32 protein-coding genes are annotated in these 19,203 nt (G+C 40.8%); 30 read left to right on the forward strand and 2 right to left on the reverse strand.

Annotated elements, in window-relative coordinates:
- The first annotated feature begins 5 nt into the window (after positions 1 to 5).
- From rplD to ACORHU_RS01030, 30 genes are all read left to right on the forward strand, one after another.
- Entirely contained in the window at positions 6 to 629 is a 624-nt protein-coding gene (gene rplD / locus ACORHU_RS00885) for a 50S ribosomal protein L4 (protein WP_000024537.1), read from the forward strand.
- A complete protein-coding gene (locus ACORHU_RS00890) occupies positions 629 to 925 on the forward strand; it encodes a 50S ribosomal protein L23 (protein ID WP_001055347.1) in 297 nt (98 codons plus the stop codon). Before rplD ends, ACORHU_RS00890 begins: the two co-directional genes overlap by 1 nt.
- A 17-nt stretch (positions 926 to 942) precedes the next feature.
- Entirely contained in the window at positions 943 to 1,776 is an 834-nt protein-coding gene (gene rplB / locus ACORHU_RS00895) for a 50S ribosomal protein L2 (RefSeq protein ID WP_000512911.1), read from the forward strand.
- Positions 1,777 to 1,879: 103 nt separating this feature from the next.
- Positions 1,880 to 2,161, forward strand: a complete 282-nt coding sequence (gene rpsS, locus ACORHU_RS00900) for a 30S ribosomal protein S19 (protein ID WP_000533766.1) — start codon at positions 1,880 to 1,882, stop codon at positions 2,159 to 2,161.
- 11 nt (positions 2,162 to 2,172) lie between these two features.
- Positions 2,173 to 2,517: a 50S ribosomal protein L22 gene (gene rplV / locus ACORHU_RS00905; RefSeq protein ID WP_000818137.1), complete on the forward strand. Its 345-nt coding sequence runs from the start codon at positions 2,173 to 2,175 to the stop codon at positions 2,515 to 2,517.
- Between the two features lie 12 nt (positions 2,518 to 2,529).
- Positions 2,530 to 3,183: a 30S ribosomal protein S3 gene (rpsC, locus tag ACORHU_RS00910; RefSeq protein ID WP_000529936.1), complete on the forward strand. Its 654-nt coding sequence runs from the start codon at positions 2,530 to 2,532 to the stop codon at positions 3,181 to 3,183.
- Between the two features lie 3 nt (positions 3,184 to 3,186).
- On the forward strand, positions 3,187 to 3,600 hold the full coding sequence (gene rplP, locus ACORHU_RS00915) for a 50S ribosomal protein L16 (RefSeq protein ID WP_000960946.1): 414 nt from the start codon (positions 3,187 to 3,189) through the stop codon (positions 3,598 to 3,600).
- A gap of 9 nt (positions 3,601 to 3,609) precedes the next feature.
- The gene (gene rpmC / locus ACORHU_RS00920) at positions 3,610 to 3,816 is read left to right on the forward strand and encodes a 50S ribosomal protein L29 (RefSeq protein ID WP_000772918.1); all 207 of its coding nucleotides are present in this window, start codon (positions 3,610 to 3,612) and stop codon (positions 3,814 to 3,816) included.
- Between the two features lie 24 nt (positions 3,817 to 3,840).
- Positions 3,841 to 4,101, forward strand: a complete 261-nt coding sequence (gene rpsQ / locus ACORHU_RS00925) for a 30S ribosomal protein S17 (RefSeq protein ID WP_000440801.1) — start codon at positions 3,841 to 3,843, stop codon at positions 4,099 to 4,101.
- A 25-nt stretch (positions 4,102 to 4,126) separates the two neighbouring features.
- Positions 4,127 to 4,495, forward strand: coding sequence for a 50S ribosomal protein L14 (rplN, locus tag ACORHU_RS00930; RefSeq protein ID WP_000616545.1), 369 nt, complete (start codon positions 4,127 to 4,129; stop codon positions 4,493 to 4,495).
- A 78-nt stretch (positions 4,496 to 4,573) separates the two neighbouring features.
- On the forward strand, positions 4,574 to 4,879 hold the full coding sequence (gene rplX / locus ACORHU_RS00935; protein WP_000497691.1) for a 50S ribosomal protein L24: 306 nt from the start codon (positions 4,574 to 4,576) through the stop codon (positions 4,877 to 4,879).
- 23 nt (positions 4,880 to 4,902) lie between these two features.
- Complete coding sequence (gene rplE / locus ACORHU_RS00940; protein ID WP_000013542.1) at positions 4,903 to 5,445, forward strand: 50S ribosomal protein L5; 543 nt, start codon at positions 4,903 to 4,905, stop codon at positions 5,443 to 5,445.
- Positions 5,446 to 5,462: 17 nt separating this feature from the next.
- Positions 5,463 to 5,648: a type Z 30S ribosomal protein S14 gene (locus tag ACORHU_RS00945; protein ID WP_001085697.1), complete on the forward strand. Its 186-nt coding sequence runs from the start codon at positions 5,463 to 5,465 to the stop codon at positions 5,646 to 5,648.
- 284 nt (positions 5,649 to 5,932) lie between these two features.
- The gene (gene rpsH / locus ACORHU_RS00950) at positions 5,933 to 6,331 is read left to right on the forward strand and encodes a 30S ribosomal protein S8 (RefSeq protein ID WP_000245504.1); all 399 of its coding nucleotides are present in this window, start codon (positions 5,933 to 5,935) and stop codon (positions 6,329 to 6,331) included.
- A gap of 187 nt (positions 6,332 to 6,518) precedes the next feature.
- Positions 6,519 to 7,055 carry a 50S ribosomal protein L6 gene (rplF, locus tag ACORHU_RS00955; protein ID WP_000086639.1) on the forward strand — a complete coding sequence of 179 codons (537 nt, stop codon included), beginning with the start codon at positions 6,519 to 6,521 and terminating at the stop codon, positions 7,053 to 7,055.
- A gap of 83 nt (positions 7,056 to 7,138) precedes the next feature.
- Positions 7,139 to 7,495 (forward strand): 50S ribosomal protein L18, encoded by a 357-nt coding sequence (gene rplR, locus ACORHU_RS00960; protein WP_000624044.1) that lies wholly within the window; start codon positions 7,139 to 7,141, stop codon positions 7,493 to 7,495.
- A gap of 17 nt (positions 7,496 to 7,512) precedes the next feature.
- On the forward strand, positions 7,513 to 8,007 hold the full coding sequence (gene rpsE, locus ACORHU_RS00965; RefSeq protein ID WP_000874202.1) for a 30S ribosomal protein S5: 495 nt from the start codon (positions 7,513 to 7,515) through the stop codon (positions 8,005 to 8,007).
- A gap of 13 nt (positions 8,008 to 8,020) precedes the next feature.
- On the forward strand, positions 8,021 to 8,203 hold the full coding sequence (rpmD, locus tag ACORHU_RS00970; protein WP_000057241.1) for a 50S ribosomal protein L30: 183 nt from the start codon (positions 8,021 to 8,023) through the stop codon (positions 8,201 to 8,203).
- Positions 8,204 to 8,347: 144 nt separating this feature from the next.
- Complete coding sequence (rplO, locus tag ACORHU_RS00975) at positions 8,348 to 8,788, forward strand: 50S ribosomal protein L15 (protein ID WP_000766087.1); 441 nt, start codon at positions 8,348 to 8,350, stop codon at positions 8,786 to 8,788.
- 12 nt (positions 8,789 to 8,800) lie between these two features.
- Positions 8,801 to 10,111: a preprotein translocase subunit SecY gene (gene secY, locus ACORHU_RS00980; RefSeq protein WP_061088480.1), complete on the forward strand. Its 1,311-nt coding sequence runs from the start codon at positions 8,801 to 8,803 to the stop codon at positions 10,109 to 10,111.
- A 149-nt stretch (positions 10,112 to 10,260) separates the two neighbouring features.
- Positions 10,261 to 10,899, forward strand: a complete 639-nt coding sequence (locus ACORHU_RS00985; RefSeq protein ID WP_001050436.1) for an adenylate kinase — start codon at positions 10,261 to 10,263, stop codon at positions 10,897 to 10,899.
- A 116-nt stretch (positions 10,900 to 11,015) separates the two neighbouring features.
- Positions 11,016 to 11,234 (forward strand): translation initiation factor IF-1, encoded by a 219-nt coding sequence (gene infA / locus ACORHU_RS00990; protein WP_001029883.1) that lies wholly within the window; start codon positions 11,016 to 11,018, stop codon positions 11,232 to 11,234.
- A 24-nt stretch (positions 11,235 to 11,258) separates the two neighbouring features.
- Positions 11,259 to 11,375, forward strand: a complete 117-nt coding sequence (rpmJ, locus tag ACORHU_RS00995; RefSeq protein ID WP_001808836.1) for a 50S ribosomal protein L36 — start codon at positions 11,259 to 11,261, stop codon at positions 11,373 to 11,375.
- Between the two features lie 17 nt (positions 11,376 to 11,392).
- Complete coding sequence (gene rpsM, locus ACORHU_RS01000) at positions 11,393 to 11,758, forward strand: 30S ribosomal protein S13 (RefSeq protein ID WP_000090781.1); 366 nt, start codon at positions 11,393 to 11,395, stop codon at positions 11,756 to 11,758.
- Positions 11,759 to 11,775: 17 nt separating this feature from the next.
- The gene (gene rpsK / locus ACORHU_RS01005; protein ID WP_001118385.1) at positions 11,776 to 12,159 is read left to right on the forward strand and encodes a 30S ribosomal protein S11; all 384 of its coding nucleotides are present in this window, start codon (positions 11,776 to 11,778) and stop codon (positions 12,157 to 12,159) included.
- A 42-nt stretch (positions 12,160 to 12,201) separates the two neighbouring features.
- A complete protein-coding gene (locus tag ACORHU_RS01010) occupies positions 12,202 to 13,137 on the forward strand; it encodes a DNA-directed RNA polymerase subunit alpha (RefSeq protein WP_000568988.1) in 936 nt (311 codons plus the stop codon).
- An 11-nt stretch (positions 13,138 to 13,148) separates the two neighbouring features.
- On the forward strand, positions 13,149 to 13,535 hold the full coding sequence (rplQ, locus tag ACORHU_RS01015) for a 50S ribosomal protein L17 (RefSeq protein WP_000331493.1): 387 nt from the start codon (positions 13,149 to 13,151) through the stop codon (positions 13,533 to 13,535).
- A gap of 264 nt (positions 13,536 to 13,799) precedes the next feature.
- A complete protein-coding gene (locus ACORHU_RS01020; protein ID WP_000644124.1) occupies positions 13,800 to 14,066 on the forward strand; it encodes an ACT domain-containing protein in 267 nt (88 codons plus the stop codon).
- Positions 14,067 to 14,075: 9 nt separating this feature from the next.
- Positions 14,076 to 15,413 carry a PFL family protein gene (locus ACORHU_RS01025; RefSeq protein WP_434364562.1) on the forward strand — a complete coding sequence of 446 codons (1,338 nt, stop codon included), beginning with the start codon at positions 14,076 to 14,078 and terminating at the stop codon, positions 15,411 to 15,413.
- 244 nt (positions 15,414 to 15,657) lie between these two features.
- Positions 15,658 to 16,350, forward strand: coding sequence for a histidine phosphatase family protein (locus ACORHU_RS01030; RefSeq protein ID WP_247939715.1), 693 nt, complete (start codon positions 15,658 to 15,660; stop codon positions 16,348 to 16,350).
- Positions 16,351 to 16,452: 102 nt separating this feature from the next.
- On the opposite strand, the gene ACORHU_RS01035 is transcribed toward ACORHU_RS01030, so the two are convergent.
- Together ACORHU_RS01035 and ACORHU_RS01040 are read right to left on the reverse strand one after the other, a co-directional pair.
- Positions 16,453 to 18,111 carry an ABC transporter permease gene (locus tag ACORHU_RS01035; protein ID WP_023945084.1) on the reverse strand — a complete coding sequence of 553 codons (1,659 nt, stop codon included), beginning with the start codon at positions 18,109 to 18,111 and terminating at the stop codon, positions 16,453 to 16,455.
- Complete coding sequence (locus tag ACORHU_RS01040) at positions 18,101 to 19,192, reverse strand: ABC transporter ATP-binding protein (RefSeq protein ID WP_049521551.1); 1,092 nt, start codon at positions 19,190 to 19,192, stop codon at positions 18,101 to 18,103. The genes ACORHU_RS01035 and ACORHU_RS01040 overlap by 11 nt, the downstream gene beginning before the upstream one ends.
- Positions 19,193 to 19,203 lie beyond the last annotated feature (11 nt).

Genomic DNA, 19,203 nt, shown 5'->3' on the forward strand with positions numbered 1-19,203 from the left:
TCATAATGGCAAACGTAACATTATTTGACCAAACTGGTAAAGAAGCTGGCCAAGTTGTTCTTAACGATGCAGTATTTGGTATTGAACCAAATGAATCAGTTGTGTTTGATGTGATCATCAGCCAACGCGCAAGCCTTCGTCAAGGAACACACGCTGTTAAAAACCGCTCTGCAGTATCAGGTGGTGGACGCAAACCATGGCGTCAAAAAGGAACTGGACGTGCTCGTCAAGGTTCTATCCGCTCACCACAATGGCGTGGTGGTGGTGTTGTCTTCGGACCAACTCCACGTTCATATGGCTACAAACTTCCACAAAAAGTTCGTCGCCTAGCTCTTAAATCAGTTTACTCTGAAAAAGTTGCTGAAAACAAATTCGTAGCTGTAGACGCTCTTTCATTTACAGCTCCAAAAACTGCTGAATTTGCAAAAGTTCTTGCAGCATTGAGCATCGATTCTAAAGTTCTTGTTATCCTTGAAGAAGGAAATGAATTCGCAGCTCTTTCAGCTCGTAACCTTCCAAACGTGAAAGTTGCAACTGCTACAACTGCAAGTGTTCTTGACATCGCAAATAGCGACAAACTTCTTGTCACACAAGCAGCTATCTCTAAAATCGAGGAGGTTCTTGCATAATGAATTTGTATGATGTTATCAAAAAACCTGTCATCACTGAAAGCTCAATGGCTCAACTTGAAGCAGGGAAATATGTATTTGAAGTTGACACTCGTGCACACAAACTTTTGATCAAGCAAGCTGTTGAAGCTGCTTTCGAAGGTGTTAAAGTTGCCAACGTTAACACAATCAACGTAAAACCTAAAGCTAAACGTGTTGGACGTTACACTGGTTTTACTAACAAAACTAAAAAAGCTATCATCACACTTACAGCTGATTCTAAAGCAATCGAGTTGTTTGCTGCTGAAGCTGAATAATCTAAGGAGGAAATATCGTGGGAATTCGTGTTTATAAACCAACAACAAACGGTCGCCGTAATATGACTTCTTTGGATTTCGCTGAAATCACAACAAGCACTCCTGAAAAATCATTGCTTGTTGCATTGAAGAGCAAGGCTGGTCGTAACAACAACGGTCGTATCACAGTTCGTCACCAAGGTGGTGGACACAAACGTTTCTACCGTTTGGTTGACTTCAAACGTAACAAAGACAACGTTGAAGCGGTTGTTAAAACAATCGAGTACGATCCAAATCGTTCTGCAAACATCGCTCTTGTACACTACACTGACGGTGTGAAAGCATACATCATCGCTCCAAAAGGTCTTGAAGTAGGTCAACGTATCGTTTCAGGTCCAGAAGCAGATATCAAAGTCGGAAACGCTCTTCCACTTGCTAACATCCCAGTTGGTACTTTGATCCACAACATCGAGTTGAAACCAGGTCGTGGTGGTGAATTGGTACGTGCTGCTGGAGCATCTGCTCAAGTATTGGGTTCTGAAGGTAAATACGTTCTTGTTCGTCTTCAATCAGGTGAAGTTCGTATGATTCTTGGAACTTGCCGTGCTACAGTTGGTGTTGTCGGAAACGAACAACATGGACTTGTAAACCTTGGTAAAGCAGGACGTAGCCGTTGGAAAGGTATCCGCCCAACAGTTCGTGGTTCTGTAATGAACCCTAACGATCACCCACACGGTGGTGGTGAAGGTAAAGCACCAGTTGGTCGTAAAGCGCCATCTACTCCATGGGGCAAACCTGCTCTTGGTCTTAAAACTCGTAACAAGAAAGCGAAATCTGACAAACTTATCGTTCGTCGTCGCAACGAGAAATAATATTAAACTAGTCGCTTAAGCGACTAGTAAATCCGCCAGCTCGGTAGCGCTCCATAGGAGCGCAAGCCGCTGTGGTACAACATTTAAAGGAGAAAATATAAAAATGGGACGCAGTCTTAAAAAAGGACCTTTCGTCGATGAGCATTTGATGAAAAAAGTTGAGGCTCAAGCTAACGACGAAAAGAAAAAAGTTATTAAAACTTGGTCACGTCGTTCAACGATCTTCCCAAGTTTCATTGGTTACACTATTGCAGTTTATGACGGACGTAAACACGTACCTGTTTACATCCAAGAAGACATGGTAGGTCACAAACTTGGTGAATTTGCACCAACTCGTACTTACAAAGGTCACGCTGCAGACGACAAGAAAACACGTAGAAAATAAGGAGAACATAAATGGCAGAAATTACTTCAGCTAAAGCAATGGCTCGTACAGTACGTGTTTCACCTCGTAAATCACGTCTTGTTCTTGATAACATCCGTGGTAAAAGCGTAGCCGATGCAATCGCAATTTTGACATTCACTCCAAACAAAGCTGCTGAAATCATCTTGAAAGTTTTGAACTCAGCTGTAGCTAACGCTGAAAACAACTTTGGTTTGGATAAAGCTAACTTGGTAGTATCTGAAGCATTCGCAAACGAAGGACCAACTATGAAACGTTTCCGTCCACGTGCGAAAGGTTCAGCTTCACCAATCAACAAACGTACAGCTCACATCACTGTAGCTGTTGCAGAAAAATAAGGAGGTAAAATCGTGGGTCAAAAAGTACATCCAATTGGTATGCGTGTCGGCATCATCCGTGATTGGGATGCCAAATGGTATGCTGAAAAAGAATACGCGGATTACCTTCATGAAGATCTTGCAATCCGTAAATTCGTTCAAAAAGAACTTGCTGACGCAGCAGTTTCAACCATCGAAATCGAACGCGCAGTAAACAAAGTTAACGTTTCACTTCACACTGCTAAACCAGGTATGGTTATCGGTAAAGGTGGTGCTAACGTTGATGCACTCCGTGCAAAACTTAACAAATTGACTGGAAAACAAGTACACATCAACATCATCGAAATCAAACAACCTGATTTGGATGCTCACCTTGTAGGTGAAGGTATTGCTCGTCAATTGGAGCAACGTGTTGCTTTCCGTCGTGCACAAAAACAAGCAATCCAACGTGCAATGCGTGCTGGAGCTAAAGGAATCAAAACTCAAGTATCAGGTCGTTTGAATGGTGCAGATATCGCCCGTGCTGAAGGATACTCTGAAGGAACTGTTCCGCTTCACACACTTCGTGCAGATATCGATTACGCTTGGGAAGAAGCAGATACTACATACGGTAAACTCGGTGTTAAAGTATGGATCTACCGTGGTGAAGTTCTTCCAGCTCGCAAAAACACTAAAGGAGGTAAATAACCAATGTTAGTACCTAAACGTGTTAAACACCGTCGTGAATTCCGTGGAAAAATGCGCGGTGAAGCAAAAGGTGGAAAAGAAGTAGCATTCGGTGAATACGGTCTTCAAGCTACAACTAGCCACTGGATCACTAACCGCCAAATCGAAGCTGCTCGTATCGCCATGACTCGTTACATGAAACGTGGTGGTAAAGTTTGGATTAAAATCTTCCCACACAAATCATACACTGCTAAAGCTATCGGTGTGCGTATGGGATCTGGTAAAGGGGCACCTGAAGGTTGGGTAGCACCAGTTAAACGTGGTAAAGTGATGTTCGAAATCGCTGGTGTATCTGAAGAGATCGCTCGCGAAGCGCTTCGTCTTGCTAGCCACAAATTGCCAGTTAAATGTAAATTCGTAAAACGTGAAGCAGAATAAGGAGAAGGCATGAAACTTAATGAAGTAAAAGAATTTGTTAAAGAACTTCGTGGTCTTTCTCAAGAAGAACTCGCGAAGCGCGAAAACGAATTGAAAAAAGAATTGTTTGAACTTCGTTTCCAAGCTGCTACTGGTCAATTGGAACAAACAGCTCGCTTGAAAGAAGTTAAAAAACAAATCGCTCGTATCAAAACAGTTCAATCTGAAGCGAAATAATAGACTAGGGAAGGAGAAATTTCAATGGAACGCAATAATCGTAAAGTTCTTGTTGGACGTGTTGTATCTGACAAAATGGACAAGACAATCACAGTTGTAGTTGAAACAAAACGTAACCACCCAGTCTATGGTAAACGTATTAACTACTCTAAAAAATACAAAGCTCATGATGAAAACAATGTTGCCAAAGAAGGCGATATCGTACGTATCATGGAAACTCGTCCGCTTTCAGCTACAAAACGTTTCCGTCTTGTAGAAGTTGTTGAAGAAGCGGTCATCATCTAATCAAACCTGAAAGGAGAAAACTGAAATGATTCAAACAGAAACTCGTTTGAAAGTCGCAGACAACAGCGGTGCTCGCGAAATCTTGACTATCAAAGTTCTTGGTGGTTCAGGACGTAAATTTGCAAACATCGGTGATGTTATCGTGGCATCTGTAAAACAAGCTACTCCTGGTGGTGCGGTTAAAAAAGGTGACGTTGTTAAAGCAGTTATCGTTCGTACTAAATCAGGTGCTCGTCGTGCTGATGGTTCATACATCAAATTTGACGAAAACGCAGCAGTTATCATCCGTGAAGATAAAACTCCTCGCGGAACACGTATCTTTGGCCCAGTTGCACGTGAATTGCGTGAAGGTGGCTTCATGAAGATCGTGTCACTTGCTCCAGAAGTACTTTAATTTTTAGAAACAAACTAGTCCCCTGGATTTACCTCCAGGGTGCCCTTATGGGCGTAAGAAAAATCAAGGAGAAATCTAATGTTTGTAAAAAAAGGCGACAAAGTTCGCGTAATCGCTGGTAAAGATAAGGGAACAGAAGCTGTTGTCCTTACTGCCCTTCCAAAAGTAAACAAAGTTATCGTTGAAGGTGTTAACATCGTTAAGAAACACCAACGTCCAACTAACGAGCTTCCTCAAGGTGGTATCATCGAGAAAGAAGCAGCTATCCACGTATCAAACGTTCAAGTTTTGGACAAAAATGGTGTAGCTGGTCGTGTTGGTTACAAATTTGTAGACGGTAAAAAAGTTCGCTACAACAAAAAATCAGGCGAAGTGCTTGATTAATCACGAAGGAAAGGAGAAGTATAATGGCAAATCGTTTAAAAGAAAAATATCTTAATGAAGTAGTTCCTGCTTTGACAGAACAATTCAACTACTCATCAGTGATGGCTGTGCCTAAAGTAGATAAGATCGTTTTGAACATGGGTGTTGGTGAAGCTGTATCAAACGCTAAAAGCCTTGAAAAAGCTGCGGAAGAATTGGCACTTATCTCAGGTCAAAAACCACTTATCACTAAAGCTAAAAAATCAATCGCCGGCTTCCGTCTTCGTGAAGGTGTTGCGATCGGTGCAAAAGTTACCCTTCGTGGTGAACGTATGTACGAATTCTTGGATAAATTGGTTTCAGTTTCACTTCCACGTGTACGTGACTTCCACGGTGTTCCAACAAAATCATTTGATGGACGCGGAAACTACACACTTGGTGTGAAAGAACAATTGATCTTCCCAGAAATCAACTTCGATGACGTTGACAAAACTCGTGGTCTTGACATCGTTATCGTAACAACTGCTAACACTGACGAAGAGTCACGTGCATTGCTTACAGGCCTTGGAATGCCTTTTGCAAAATAATATAGGAGGTAAATCTAATGGCTAAAAAATCAATGATTGCTAAGAACAAACGTCCAGCGAAGTTCTCTACTCAAGCTTATACTCGTTGTGAAAAATGTGGTCGTCCACATTCAGTTTACCGCAAATTTAAACTTTGCCGTGTTTGCTTCCGTGAATTAGCTTACAAAGGACAAATCCCTGGTGTAACAAAAGCATCTTGGTAATTTAAGATATCAAGGGCGTCAAAACTCTAAGTGAAAATAGGAAACTTGGCGAAGAAACTGAAGTTTCTAGGAAAGTTTATCTTTTTCACACAGAGTTTAGCCCAGGTTCAGTTGGGGGTTCCAATTTGAACACGAGCTACAGCTTTGGCAAAAAAGGCCAATTTTCTTTGGAGCATCGCTCCTGCATCAAATTGCCTATTTTTGCTCTTGCTGTTACGCTTTTTGTATCATGTATTAACTAGCAAGTGCAACTTGCAAACTACTAGTAAGAGGAGAAAAACAAAATGGTTATGACTGACCCAATCGCAGACTTCCTAACTCGTATTCGTAACGCTAACCAAGCTAAACACGAAGTACTTGAAGTACCTGCATCAAATATCAAAAAAGGGATTGCTGAAATCCTTAAACGCGAAGGTTTTGTAAAAAACGTTGAAATCATCGAAGATGACAAACAAGGCATCATCCGTGTATTCCTTAAATACGGACCAAACGGTGAAAAAGTTATCACTAACTTGAAACGTGTTTCTAAACCAGGACTTCGTGTCTACAAAAAACGTGAAGACCTTCCAAAAGTTCTTAACGGACTTGGAATTGCTATCCTTTCAACTTCGGAAGGTTTGCTTACTGATAAAGAAGCACGCCAAAAGAATGTTGGTGGGGAAGTTATCGCTTACGTTTGGTAATATTTAGCTCCCAATTTCTTTGTGACTCTTCGTTATCTTCTCTTGCCTAACCCAAAGTTAAGCCTGCGAGACGATGCCTAGATTCACTTTGAAATTGAAACCTAAATGTTCCTTTAAATCGAGAAATCGATTGAACCCCGTGAAAACTGGCCGTTCTGGCCTGACAATTTAACAGGAGAAAATAAACATGTCACGTATTGGTAATAAAGTTATCGTGTTGCCTGCTGGTGTTGAACTCACTAACAATGACAACGTTGTAACTGTAAAAGGACCTAAAGGAGAACTTACTCGTGAGTTCTCAAAAGATATTGAAATCCGTGTGGAAGGTACTGAAGTAACTCTTCACCGTCCAAACGATTCAAAAGAAATGAAAACTATCCACGGAACTACTCGTGCTCTTTTGAACAACATGGTTGTTGGTGTATCAGAAGGATTCAAGAAAGAACTTGAAATGCGCGGGGTTGGTTACCGTGCACAACTTCAAGGATCTAAACTTGTTTTGGCTGTTGGTAAATCTCATCCAGACGAAGTTGAAGCTCCAGAAGGAATTACTTTTGAACTTCCAAACCCAACAACAATCATTGTTAGCGGAATTTCAAAAGAAGTAGTTGGTCAAACAGCTGCTTACGTACGTAGCCTTCGTTCACCAGAACCATATAAAGGTAAAGGTATCCGTTACGTTGGTGAATTCGTTCGCCGTAAAGAAGGTAAAACAGGTAAATAATGTTGAGTGGTTGATTCTCAACCACCAACCTATTTTCCAACTTTGTGCATAGCACACGATTTAAAACTAAAGAGGTGAAAACTGTGATTTCAAAACCAGATAAAAACAAACTCCGCCAAAAACGCCACCGTCGCGTTCGCGGAAAACTCTCTGGAACTGCTGATCGCCCACGTTTGAACGTATTCCGTTCTAATACAGGCATCTACGCTCAAGTGATTGATGACGTAGCGGGTGTAACGCTCGCAAGTGCTTCAACTCTTGACAAAGAAGTTTCAAAAGGAACTAAAACTGAACAAGCCGTTGCTGTCGGTAAACTCGTTGCAGAACGTGCAAACGCTAAAGGTATTTCAGAAGTGGTGTTCGACCGCGGTGGATATCTATATCACGGACGTGTGAAAGCTTTGGCTGATGCAGCTCGTGAAAACGGATTGAAATTCTAATAGGAGGACACTAGAAAATGGCATTTAAAGACAATGCAGTTGAATTAGAAGAACGCGTAGTTGCTGTCAACCGTGTTACAAAAGTTGTTAAAGGTGGACGTCGTCTTCGTTTCGCAGCTCTTGTTGTTGTTGGTGACCACAACGGTCGCGTAGGATTTGGTACTGGTAAAGCTCAAGAAGTTCCAGAAGCAATCCGTAAAGCAGTAGATGATGCTAAGAAAAACTTGATCGAAGTTCCTATGGTTGGAACAACAATCCCACACGAAGTTCTTTCAGAATTCGGTGGAGCTAAAGTATTGTTGAAACCTGCTGTAGAAGGTTCTGGAGTTGCCGCTGGTGGTGCAGTTCGTGCCGTTGTGGAATTGGCAGGTGTGGCAGATATTACATCTAAATCACTTGGTTCTAACACTCCAATCAACATTGTTCGTGCAACTGTTGAAGGTTTGAAACAATTGAAACGCGCTGAAGAAGTTGCTGCCCTTCGTGGTATTTCAGTTTCTGATTTGGCATAAGAAAGGGGATAAAATGGCTCAAATTAAAATTACTTTGACTAAGTCTCCAATCGGACGCATTCCATCACAACGTAAAACTGTTGTAGCACTTGGACTTGGCAAATTGAACAGCTCTGTTATTAAAGAAGATAACGCTGCTATCCGTGGTATGATCACAGCAGTATCTCACTTGGTAACAGTTGAAGAAGTAAACTAATGAATTTTTAGGGGATGTGCACTATACCATCCCCTAAAACTAGATATAGTCATCTATGATGACGTCGTATAGGCGAGTTGATGGGGGAGACAACCTTTTCTCCCTTATCGGCGCTAGCATTTTACAAAAGAGGAGAAAATAAAAATGAAACTTCATGAATTGAAACCTGCAGAAGGTTCTCGTAAAGTACGTAACCGCGTTGGTCGTGGTACTTCATCAGGTAACGGTAAAACATCTGGTCGTGGTCAAAAAGGTCAAAAAGCTCGTAGCGGTGGCGGAGTTCGCCTTGGTTTTGAAGGTGGACAAACTCCATTGTTCCGTCGTCTTCCAAAACGTGGATTCACTAACATCAACGCTAAAGAATACGCAATTGTGAACCTTGACCAATTGAACGTCTTTGAAGATGGTGCTGAAGTTACTCCAGTTGTTCTTATCGAAGCAGGAATTGTTAAAGCTGAAAAATCAGGTATTAAAATTCTTGGTAACGGTGAGTTGACTAAGAAATTGACTGTGAAAGCAGCTAAATTCTCTAAATCAGCTGAAGAAGCTATCACTGCTAAAGGTGGTTCAGTAGAAGTCATCTAAGAGAGGTGACCTATGTTTTTTAAATTATTAAGAGAAGCTCTTAAAGTCAAGCAGGTTCGATCAAAAATTTTATTTACAATTTTTATTGTTTTGGTCTTTCGTATCGGAACTAGCATTACAGTTCCCGGTGTGAATGCCAATAGCTTGAATGCTTTAAGTGGATTATCCTTCTTAAACATGTTGAGCTTGGTGTCAGGGAATGCCATGAAAAACTTTTCAGTTTTTGCTCTTGGTGTCAGTCCCTACATTACGGCCTCTATCGTTGTACAACTCTTGCAAATGGATATTTTACCCAAATTTGTAGAGTGGGGTAAACAAGGGGAAGTAGGTCGAAGAAAATTGAATCAAGCTACTCGTTATATTGCTCTTGTTTTAGCTTTTGTGCAATCTATCGGGATTACAGCTGGTTTTAATACTTTGGCTGGAGCTCAATTGTTGAAAACAGCTCTTACTCCACAAGTCTTTATCATGATTGGTATCATCTTAACAGCTGGTAGCATGATTGTTACTTGGTTGGGAGAGCAAATTACAGATAAGGGATACGGAAATGGTGTTTCTATGATTATCTTTGCCGGGATTGTTTCCTCAATCCCAGAGATGATTCAGGGCATCTATGTGGACTACTTTGTGAACGTCCCAAGTGACCGTATCAACTCATCTATTATTTTTGTAATCATTTTGATTATTACTGTATTGTTGATCATTTACTTTACAACTTATGTTCAACAAGCAGAATACAAAATTCCAATCCAATATACTAAGGTTGCACAAGGTGCTCCATCTAGCTCTTACCTTCCTTTGAAGGTCAACCCTGCTGGAGTTATCCCTGTTATCTTCGCAAGTTCGATTACTGCGGCGCCAGCAGCTATTCTACAGTTTTTAAGCGCTACAGGTCATGATTGGGCTTGGGTAAGAACAGCACAAGAAATGCTGGCAACAACTTCACCAACTGGTATCGCCATGTATGCTTTATTGATCATTCTCTTTACATTCTTCTATACGTTTGTACAGATTAATCCTGAAAAAGCGGCAGAGAACCTACAAAAGAGTGGTGCCTATATCCACGGAGTTCGTCCTGGTAAAGGTACAGAAGAATATATGTCTAAACTTCTTCGTCGTCTTGCAACTGTTGGTTCCCTCTTCCTTGGTGTGATTTCTATTTTACCGATTGTAGCAAAAGATGTTTTCGGGCTTTCAGAAGCAGTTGCTTTTGGAGGAACCAGTCTTTTGATCATTATCTCTACAGGTATTGAAGGAATCAAACAATTGGAAGGATACTTATTGAAACGTAAGTATGTTGGTTTCATGGATAGAACAGAATAAAAGCATTTACGGAATCAGTAAATGCTGAGGGAGTGGAGGTTTGACTCTAACATTAGTGAGAGTTTGGTCTCCCCTCTTCTATTTTGTTTTTAAATAGGGGTGAAAAGACTTTTTGCTTCTATTTAAAAATAAAATAAGGAGATCAAATCATGAATCTTTTGATTATGGGCTTACCTGGTGCAGGTAAGGGAACTCAAGCAGCAAAAATCGTAGAACAATTCCATGTTGCACATATCTCAACAGGTGATATGTTCCGCGCTGCTATGGCAAATCAAACTGAAATGGGTGTTCTTGCTAAGTCATACATTGACAAGGGTGAATTGGTTCCTGACGAAGTTACAAATGGAATCGTAAAAGAACGTCTTTCACAAGATGATATTAAAGAAACAGGATTCTTGTTGGATGGTTACCCACGTACAATTGAACAAGCTCATGCTTTGGACAAAACATTGGCTGAACTTGGCATTGAACTAGAAGGTGTTATCAATATTGAAGTGAATCCTGACAGTCTCTTGGAACGTTTGAGTGGTCGTATCATCCATCGCGTAACTGGAGAAACTTTCCACAAGGTCTTTAACCCACCAGTTGACTATAAAGAAGAAGATTACTACCAACGTGAAGATGATAAGCCTGAGACAGTAAAACGTCGTTTGGATGTGAATATTGCTCAAGGGGAACCAATCATTGCTCACTACCGTGCCAAAGGTTTGGTTCATGACATCGAAGGTAATCAAGATATCAATGATGTCTTCTCAGATATCGAAAAAGTATTGACAAATTTGAAATAAAGCGCTTTTCACACTTGCAAAAATCAGCTACAAATGTTATACTGAGATAGTCTGACTTATAATTGTTGTCTCTGTGTCTAGAGGCATCGAATCGAAATTTATGGAGGTGCTTTTGCGTGGCAAAAGACGATGTGATTGAAGTTGAAGGCAAAGTAGTTGATACAATGCCGAATGCAATGTTTACGGTTGAACTTGAAAATGGACATCAGATTTTAGCAACAGTTTCTGGTAAAATTCGTAAAAACTATATTCGTATTTTAGCGGGAGATCGTGTTACTGTCGAAATGAGTCCATATGACTTGACACGTGGACGTATCACTTACCGCTTTAAATAATCGAAAAACTTGGAGGGATAAGAAATGAAAGTAAGACCATCGGTCAAACCAATTTGCGAATACTGTAAAGTTATTCGTCGTAATGGTCGTGTTATGGTAATTTGCCCAGCAAATCCAAAACACAAACAACGTCAAGGATAAGATAGAAAGGAGAAAACATGGCTCGTATTGCTGGAGTTGACATTCCAAATGACAAACGCGTAGTAATCTCATTGACTTATGTTTATGGTATCGGACTTGCAACATCTAAGAAAATTTTGGCTGCTGCTGGAATCTCAGAAGATGTTCGTGTACGTGATCTTACATCAGATCAAGAAGATGCTATCCGTCGTGAAGTGGATGCAATCAAAGTTGAAGGTGACCTTCGTCGTGAAGTAAACTTGAACATCAAACGTTTGATGGAAATCGGTTCATACCGTGGTATCCGTCACCGTCGTGGACTTCCTGTCCGTGGACAAAACACTAAAAACAACGCTCGCACTCGTAAAGGTAAAGCTGTTGCGATCGCTGGTAAGAAAAAATAATATAGGAGGTAAAAGTCTTGGCTAAACCAACACGTAAACGTCGTGTGAAAAAGAATATCGAATCTGGTATTGCTCATATTCACGCTACATTTAATAACACTATTGTTATGATTACTGATGTGCATGGTAATGCAATTGCTTGGTCATCAGCTGGTGCTCTTGGTTTCAAAGGTTCTCGTAAATCTACACCATTCGCTGCTCAAATGGCTTCTGAAGCTGCTGCTAAATCTGCACAAGAACACGGTCTTAAATCAGTTGAAGTTACTGTAAAAGGTCCAGGTTCTGGTCGTGAGTCAGCTATTCGTGCGCTTGCTGCCGCTGGTCTTGAAGTAACAGCAATTCGTGATGTGACTCCAGTGCCACACAATGGTGCTCGTCCTCCAAAACGTCGCCGTGTATAATCATCGCATTACACTGCTTTTCGTTTAAGAGGGAGTAACTAAATGATCGAGTTTGAAAAACCAAATATAACAAAAATTGATGAAAATAAAGATTATGGCAAGTTTGTAATCGAACCACTTGAACGTGGCTACGGTACAACTCTTGGTAACTCTCTTCGTCGTGTACTTCTAGCTTCTCTACCAGGAGCAGCTGTGACATCTATTAACATTGATGGTGTGTTACATGAGTTTGACACAGTTCCAGGTGTTCGTGAAGACGTGATGCAAATCATTCTGAACATTAAAGGAATTGCAGTGAAATCGTACGTTGAAGACGAAAAAATCATCGAACTGGATGTTGAAGGTCCTGCTGAAGTAACAGCTGGTGACATTTTGACAGATAGCGATATTGAAATTGTAAATCCAGATCATTATCTCTTTACAATCGGTGAAGGTTCTTCTCTAAAAGCGACTATGACTGTTAACAGTGGTCGTGGATATGTACCTGCAGATGAAAATAAAAAGGATAATGCACCAGTTGGGACACTTGCTGTAGATTCTATTTATACACCAGTTACCAAAGTCAACTATCAAGTTGAACCTGCTCGTGTAGGTAGCAATGATGGATTTGACAAACTAACCCTTGAAATCTTGACAAATGGAACAATTATTCCAGAAGATGCTTTAGGGCTTTCAGCACGTATTTTGACAGAACATCTTGATTTGTTTACAAATCTTACTGAGATTGCTAAGTCAACTGAAGTGATGAAAGAAGCTGATACTGAATCTGACGACCGTATTTTGGATCGTACGATTGAGGAACTGGACTTGTCTGTGCGTTCATACAACTGTTTGAAACGTGCCGGTATCAATACTGTGCATGATTTGACAGAAAAATCTGAAGCAGAGATGATGAAAGTACGAAATCTTGGACGCAAGAGTTTGGAAGAAGTTAAACTCAAACTCATTGATTTGGGTCTTGGATTAAAAGATAAATAAAGGAGGAATACATGGCTTACCGTAAACTAGGACGCACTAGCTCACAACGTAAAGCAATGCTTCGCGATTTGACAACTGACCTTTTGATCAACGAATCAATCGTGACAACTGAAGCTCGTGCTAAAGAAATCCGTAAAACTGTTGAAAAAATGATTACTCTAGGTAAACGTGGTGATTTGCATGCACGTCGTCAAGCAGCTGCTTTCGTACGTAATGAAATCGCATCTGAAAACTATGATGAAGCAACTGATAAGTACACTTCTACTACAGCACTTCAAAAATTGTTCTCAGAAATCGCACCTCGTTATGCTGAACGTAACGGTGGATACACTCGTATCCTTAAAACTGAACCACGTCGTGGTGATGCAGCGCCAATGGCGATCATCGAATTAGTATAAAATCATCAATTTTGTTGAGTGTTATGATGATGGAGTCTTGTGCTCTTAGTCTAGCTCTGGTCTACCGCTAGGACCTCGGTCCTAGCGGGAACACTCATCATAAGTTGGGATAGTAGACGCTTGTTTACGAAATTGTTTTTTGCTTAAGAACAACTTCGTAAGCAGGCGTTTTTGAGTATTTAAGTTGGAATTATGCTATACTATTTAAGAAGAAATCTGCTGAATGTTCAGGTTTCCTATTAAAATAAGAATTGGAGTTTGCTTATGAAAGCGATTATAACTGTTGTTGGTAAAGATAAATCTGGAATTGTTGCAGGTGTTTCTGGTAAAATTGCAGAATTGGGTTTGAATATTGACGATATCTCTCAAACTGTCTTGGATGAATATTTCACGATGATGGCTGTCGTCTCTAGCGATGAAAAGCAAGATTTTACCTATCTTCGTAATGAATTTGAAGCTTTTGGGCAAACTTTGAATGTGAAAATTAATATTCAGAGTGCAGCGATTTTTGAAGCTATGTATAATATCTAGGAGGTTATTATGGATATTAGACAAGTTACTGAAACCATTGCCATGATTGAGGAGCAAAACTTCGATATTAGAACCATTACCATGGGAATTTCCCTTTTGGACTGTATCGATCCAGATATCAATCGTGCTGCGGAGAAAATTTATCAAAAGATTACGACCAAGGCAGCTAATTTAGTGGCTGTTGGTGACGAAATTGCAGCTGAGTTGGGAATTCCTATCGTTAATAAGCGTGTATCGGTGACTCCTATTTCTCTGATTGGAGCAGCGACAGATGCGACAGACTATGTGGTTCTGGCAAAAGCACTTGATAAGGCTGCGAAAGAGATTGGTGTGGACTTTATTGGTGGTTTTTCAGCCTTGGTACAAAAGGGTTATCAAAAGGGAGATGAGATTCTTATCAATTCTATTCCTCGCGCTTTGGCTGAAACGGACAAGGTCTGCTCTTCAGTCAATATCGGTTCAACCAAGTCTGGTATTAATATGACGGCTGTGGCAGATATGGGACGAGTTATCAAGGAAACAGCAACTCTATCTGATATGGGGGCAGCTAAGTTGGTTGTATTCGCTAATGCTGTTGAGGACAATCCATTTATGGCGGGTGCCTTTCATGGTGTTGGGGAAGCAGATGTTATCATCAATGTCGGAGTTTCTGGTCCTGGTGTGGTGAAACGTGCCTTGGAAAAAGTTCGTGGACAGAGCTTTGATGTAGTAGCCGAAACGGTCAAGAAAACTGCATTTAAAATCACTCGTATCGGTCAATTGGTTGGTCAGATGGCTAGTGAGAGACTGGGTGTGGAGTTTGGTATTGTGGACTTGAGTTTGGCGCCAACTCCTGCGGTTGGAGACTCTGTGGCACGTGTCCTTGAGGAAATGGGGCTAGAGACAGTTGGCACGCATGGAACGACGGCTGCCTTGGCTCTCTTGAACGACCAAGTTAAGAAGGGCGGAGTTATGGCTTGCAACCAAGTTGGTGGTTTGTCTGGTGCCTTTATCCCTGTTTCAGAGGATGAGGGAATGATTGCTGCAGTGCAAAATGGCTCTCTTAATTTGGAAAAACTAGAAGCCATGACGGCTATCTGTTCTGTTGGTTTGGATATGATTGCCATACCAGAAGATACTCCTGCTGAAACCATTGCGGCCATGATTGCAGATGAGGCTGCAATTGGTGTCATTAACATGAAAACAACAGCTGTTCGTATCATTCCAAAAGGAAAAGAAGGCGATATGATTGAGTTTGGTGGCCTATTAGGAACTGCACCTGTTATGAAGGTCAATAGGGCTTCGTCTGTCGATTTCATCTCTCGTGGAGGACAAATCCCAGCACCAATTCATAGTTTTAAAAATTAAAAAAATAAGAGAAATTTTAAGTTCTATTTAAGGTTGGATGTGTATACTATAATCATTAAATAAAGACCTCCTAATATTATTTGAAACAGATAACACTGATTTAGTTTGAATTTGATTTTCATCTAATATCTTTATTTAATAGAACTCCTAAACTTTTTCATAATAATCTCCTGCAAAAGTCGCCTGTATGGGTGGCTTTTGTTTTATCATCCATGATATAATAGAAGCAAACGGAGGACGGAAAATGGTAAAAGTACGATTGTATTTGGTACGTCATGGCAAGACCATGTTTAACACGATTGGTCGCGCGCAAGGTTGGAGCGATACTCCCTTAACAGCTGAAGGTGAGCGAGGGATTCAAGAATTAGGAATCGGTTTGCGAGAATCTGGTCTGCAGTTTGAGCGTGCTTATTCGAGTGATTCTGGTCGCACTATTCAGACAATGGGAATTATCCTTGATGAACTTGGCTTGCAGGGAAAAATCCCTTATCGCATGGACAAGCGTATCAGAGAATGGTGTTTTGGTAGCTTTGACGGAGCCTACGATGGCGATCTTTTCATGGGCATTATCCCTCGTATCTTTAATGTGGACCATGTTCATCAATTGTCTTATGCTGAACTGGCTGAGGGTTTGGTAGAGGTCGATACAGCTGGTTGGGCTGAAGGATGGGAAAAACTCAGTGGCCGAATCAAGGAAGGTTTTGAAGCGATTGCCAAAGAAATGGAAGCGCAAGGTGGGGGCAATGCCCTAGTCGTGAGCCACGGAATGACCATTGGAACCATTGTGTATCTGATTAATGGCATGCATCCGCATGGTCTAGATAATGGTAGCGTGACGATCCTTGAATATGAGGACGGTCAGTTTAGCGTTGAGGTTGTCGGCGATCGTAGTTACCGAGAACTAGGACGGGAGAAAATGGAGGAAGCCTCTATTTAATTAGTCTAGACTTGCTTGCTATGAACTAGGGATTTGATAGGAATATCAAGATAAGAAAAAACAGCCGAGGGTAATCCTTTCGGCTGTTTTTGATGGGGGAAACTAAAGTGTAATGCTGTTGCTTTTAGAGATTTTCATAAACAAGAGCAAGGAACCTACTGTTAGAACAGTCAGGATAGTTGACAAGGCTGCGGCTACACCGTAATTCCCTCTGAGAACCTCTGTATAAATGGCTACAGTCATTGTTCTTGTTTTGACATTGTAGAGGAGGATAGAAGTAGAGAGTTCTGAAATCATTGTGACCCAAGATAGGATGGCTCCAGAAATAATACCAGATAGCATCATTGGAGTTGTAATCTTGGCAAAGGTATTGAGACGACTACTTCCTAAGCTTTCAGCGGCTTCTTCAATACTTGGTGCTATTTGTTGCAAACTAGCAACAGATGAGCGAATAGTATACGGTAATCTTCTGACAGATAGAGACATAATCAAGATGAAAGCTGTCCCTGTAATCATAAGAAATCCACTTCCGAATAGACCAGTATTGAAGGAAGAAATGAAGGCAATCCCTAGAACGGTTCCTGGTACAATATAAGGGACCATACTGAGGCTGTCAATTAAGTTTGTAAACAAATTCCGTTTTCTAACGGCTAGGTAGGAGATAAATGTTGCGAATAGGACAACTAGAACTAAGGCAATCAAAGGGATACGAATGGTATTGAAAATAGCAGATCCCATACGATTGAAAGCTACCTTGTAACTGTTTAGAGAATAACCTTTGACAAATACCATACCTGATGTTTTTAGGAAAGAAGTATAAATCAAGTAGACTTGAGGTAGAACAGAGAACAAGATAATTCCGTAGACTGTTGCATAAATGGCAACCATTTTTCCTTTTGTAGTTTTTTTAGGCTCAATTGGATGGAGCGAATTCATGCTGAAACTGTAGCGGTTTGAAATGTATTTTTGGATAAGGAAGATTGCCAAGGCAATGATAATCGCCATAATTGCTAAAGCAGATGCAAAAGCAGAATTTCCTCCAACCTCGCTAATGAATTGGGTATAAATCAGGACAGGGAAAGTCCGATATCCTTCACCAATCAACATAGGCGTTCCAAAGTCTGAGAATGCTCTCATAAATACAAGTAGGGCAGCTGCTAGTAAGGTTGGAACTAGGAGAGGCAAAACAACCGTTACGATACGCTTAAATCCGAAGGACCCCATGCTTTCAGCGGCTTCAAGTAGAGAATTGTCAATACTTTTCATTGTCCCAGCAACGTATAGAAATACCAGTGGGAATAGTTGCAGTGTAAAGACAAGTACAATTCCTTTGAATCCATAAATATCGATAGCTGGAAGATGAAGGGCATTTGTCAGGAATTTAGTAATGACCCCATTTCGTCCCAGCAAGAGAATCCAGGAGTAGGCTCCCACGAACGGAGCTGACATGGAAGCAATGATAATCAATATTTGTAGAAATTTCTTTCCCTTGAAGTCATACATAGAAAAGAGATAAGCTAATAAGGTTCCTACGACTAAGGAAGTGACAGTAGCGGTAATGGAAACCTTGAAACTGTTGACGAGTGTCTCAGAGTAGTAGGCTTTACTAAAGAAAGTGACAAAATTAGCTAGTGAAAATTGTCCCTCATGTATGAGTGCTTGCTTGAGCACGGTAACGATAGGATAAACCAGAAAGACAAGATAGGTAAGAAAGATGAAGAAAGAGGAGACTGTCCAAATATTTAGTTTTTTACGTTCCATGGTTGACTCCTTTTATCAGGTTTTGGGAACCATCTGCAGAAAAGACGTTTAATTTTTGAGTATTGATTCGTAGACGAATACGATCGCCTTTTTGTAGATCTTCTTCAAAAGTTGATTCTTCGCTAACTTGAATTTTTGAGGCAAAGCCTGTCTCGATGAAATATTCAGTATTTAGTCCAAGATAGACGCTATCGCTAATAGTTCCTTCAATATCTCCAGATTCATCTTTGATAAACTCTTCAGGACGGATGCTTACATGAATAGCTTGTGCTTCAGCCTGATCAAGGGCTGGCATTCGAAGGGCATAGCCATCTGAAAAGACGATATAAGCGCCGTCGCTCCGTTTTTCAAGAGTGGCAGGGATAATATTTGTGCGTCCGATAAAGGTTGCTACAAACTCATTAGCTGGTTTATGATAGAGTTCTTTTGGCCGACCGATTTGTTGAATCACCCCATCTTTCATAACAGCAATTTGGTCTGAAATAGCCATAGCTTCTTCTTGGTCGTGGGTCACATAAACAGTTGTAATTCCCACTTCGTGTTGGATTTCTCGAATGGCTTGACGCATATCCAAGCGAAGTTTGGCATCTAGGTTACTGAGCGGCTCGTCCATGAGGAGAACACTTGGATTAACAGCTAAGGCACGTGCCAAGGCGACACGTTGTTGTTGTCCCCCACTGAGTTTATCGGGCTTTCGATCCGCATATTGAGCAATTTGCATGAGTTCAAGATACTTGTTGGTCTGTTGGACCAATTCTTCTTTTGGAACTTTCTTTTGCTTGAGACCAAAAGCAACATTATCTCGAACAGTCAAATGTGGGAAAATAGCGTAGTTTTGAAAAACCATCCCGATATTGCGTTTGCTGGGTTCCATATTATTGATTTTTGTATCATCGAAGTAAAATTCTCCGCCTTCGATACTGTTGAAACCTGCAATCATACGAAGAAGAGTCGTTTTCCCACAACCTGAAGGCCCAAGAAGGGTAAAGAGACTTCCTTTTGGAATTGTAATGTTCAAATTCTCAATAACAGGGACATCGTGGTAGATTTTTTTGGCGTTAATAATTTTGATCTCACTCATAGTGAACCTCT

It is taken from the genome of Streptococcus sp. KHUD_015 (assembly GCF_051106265.1).
Classification (GTDB): Bacteria; Bacillota; Bacilli; order Lactobacillales; family Streptococcaceae; genus Streptococcus.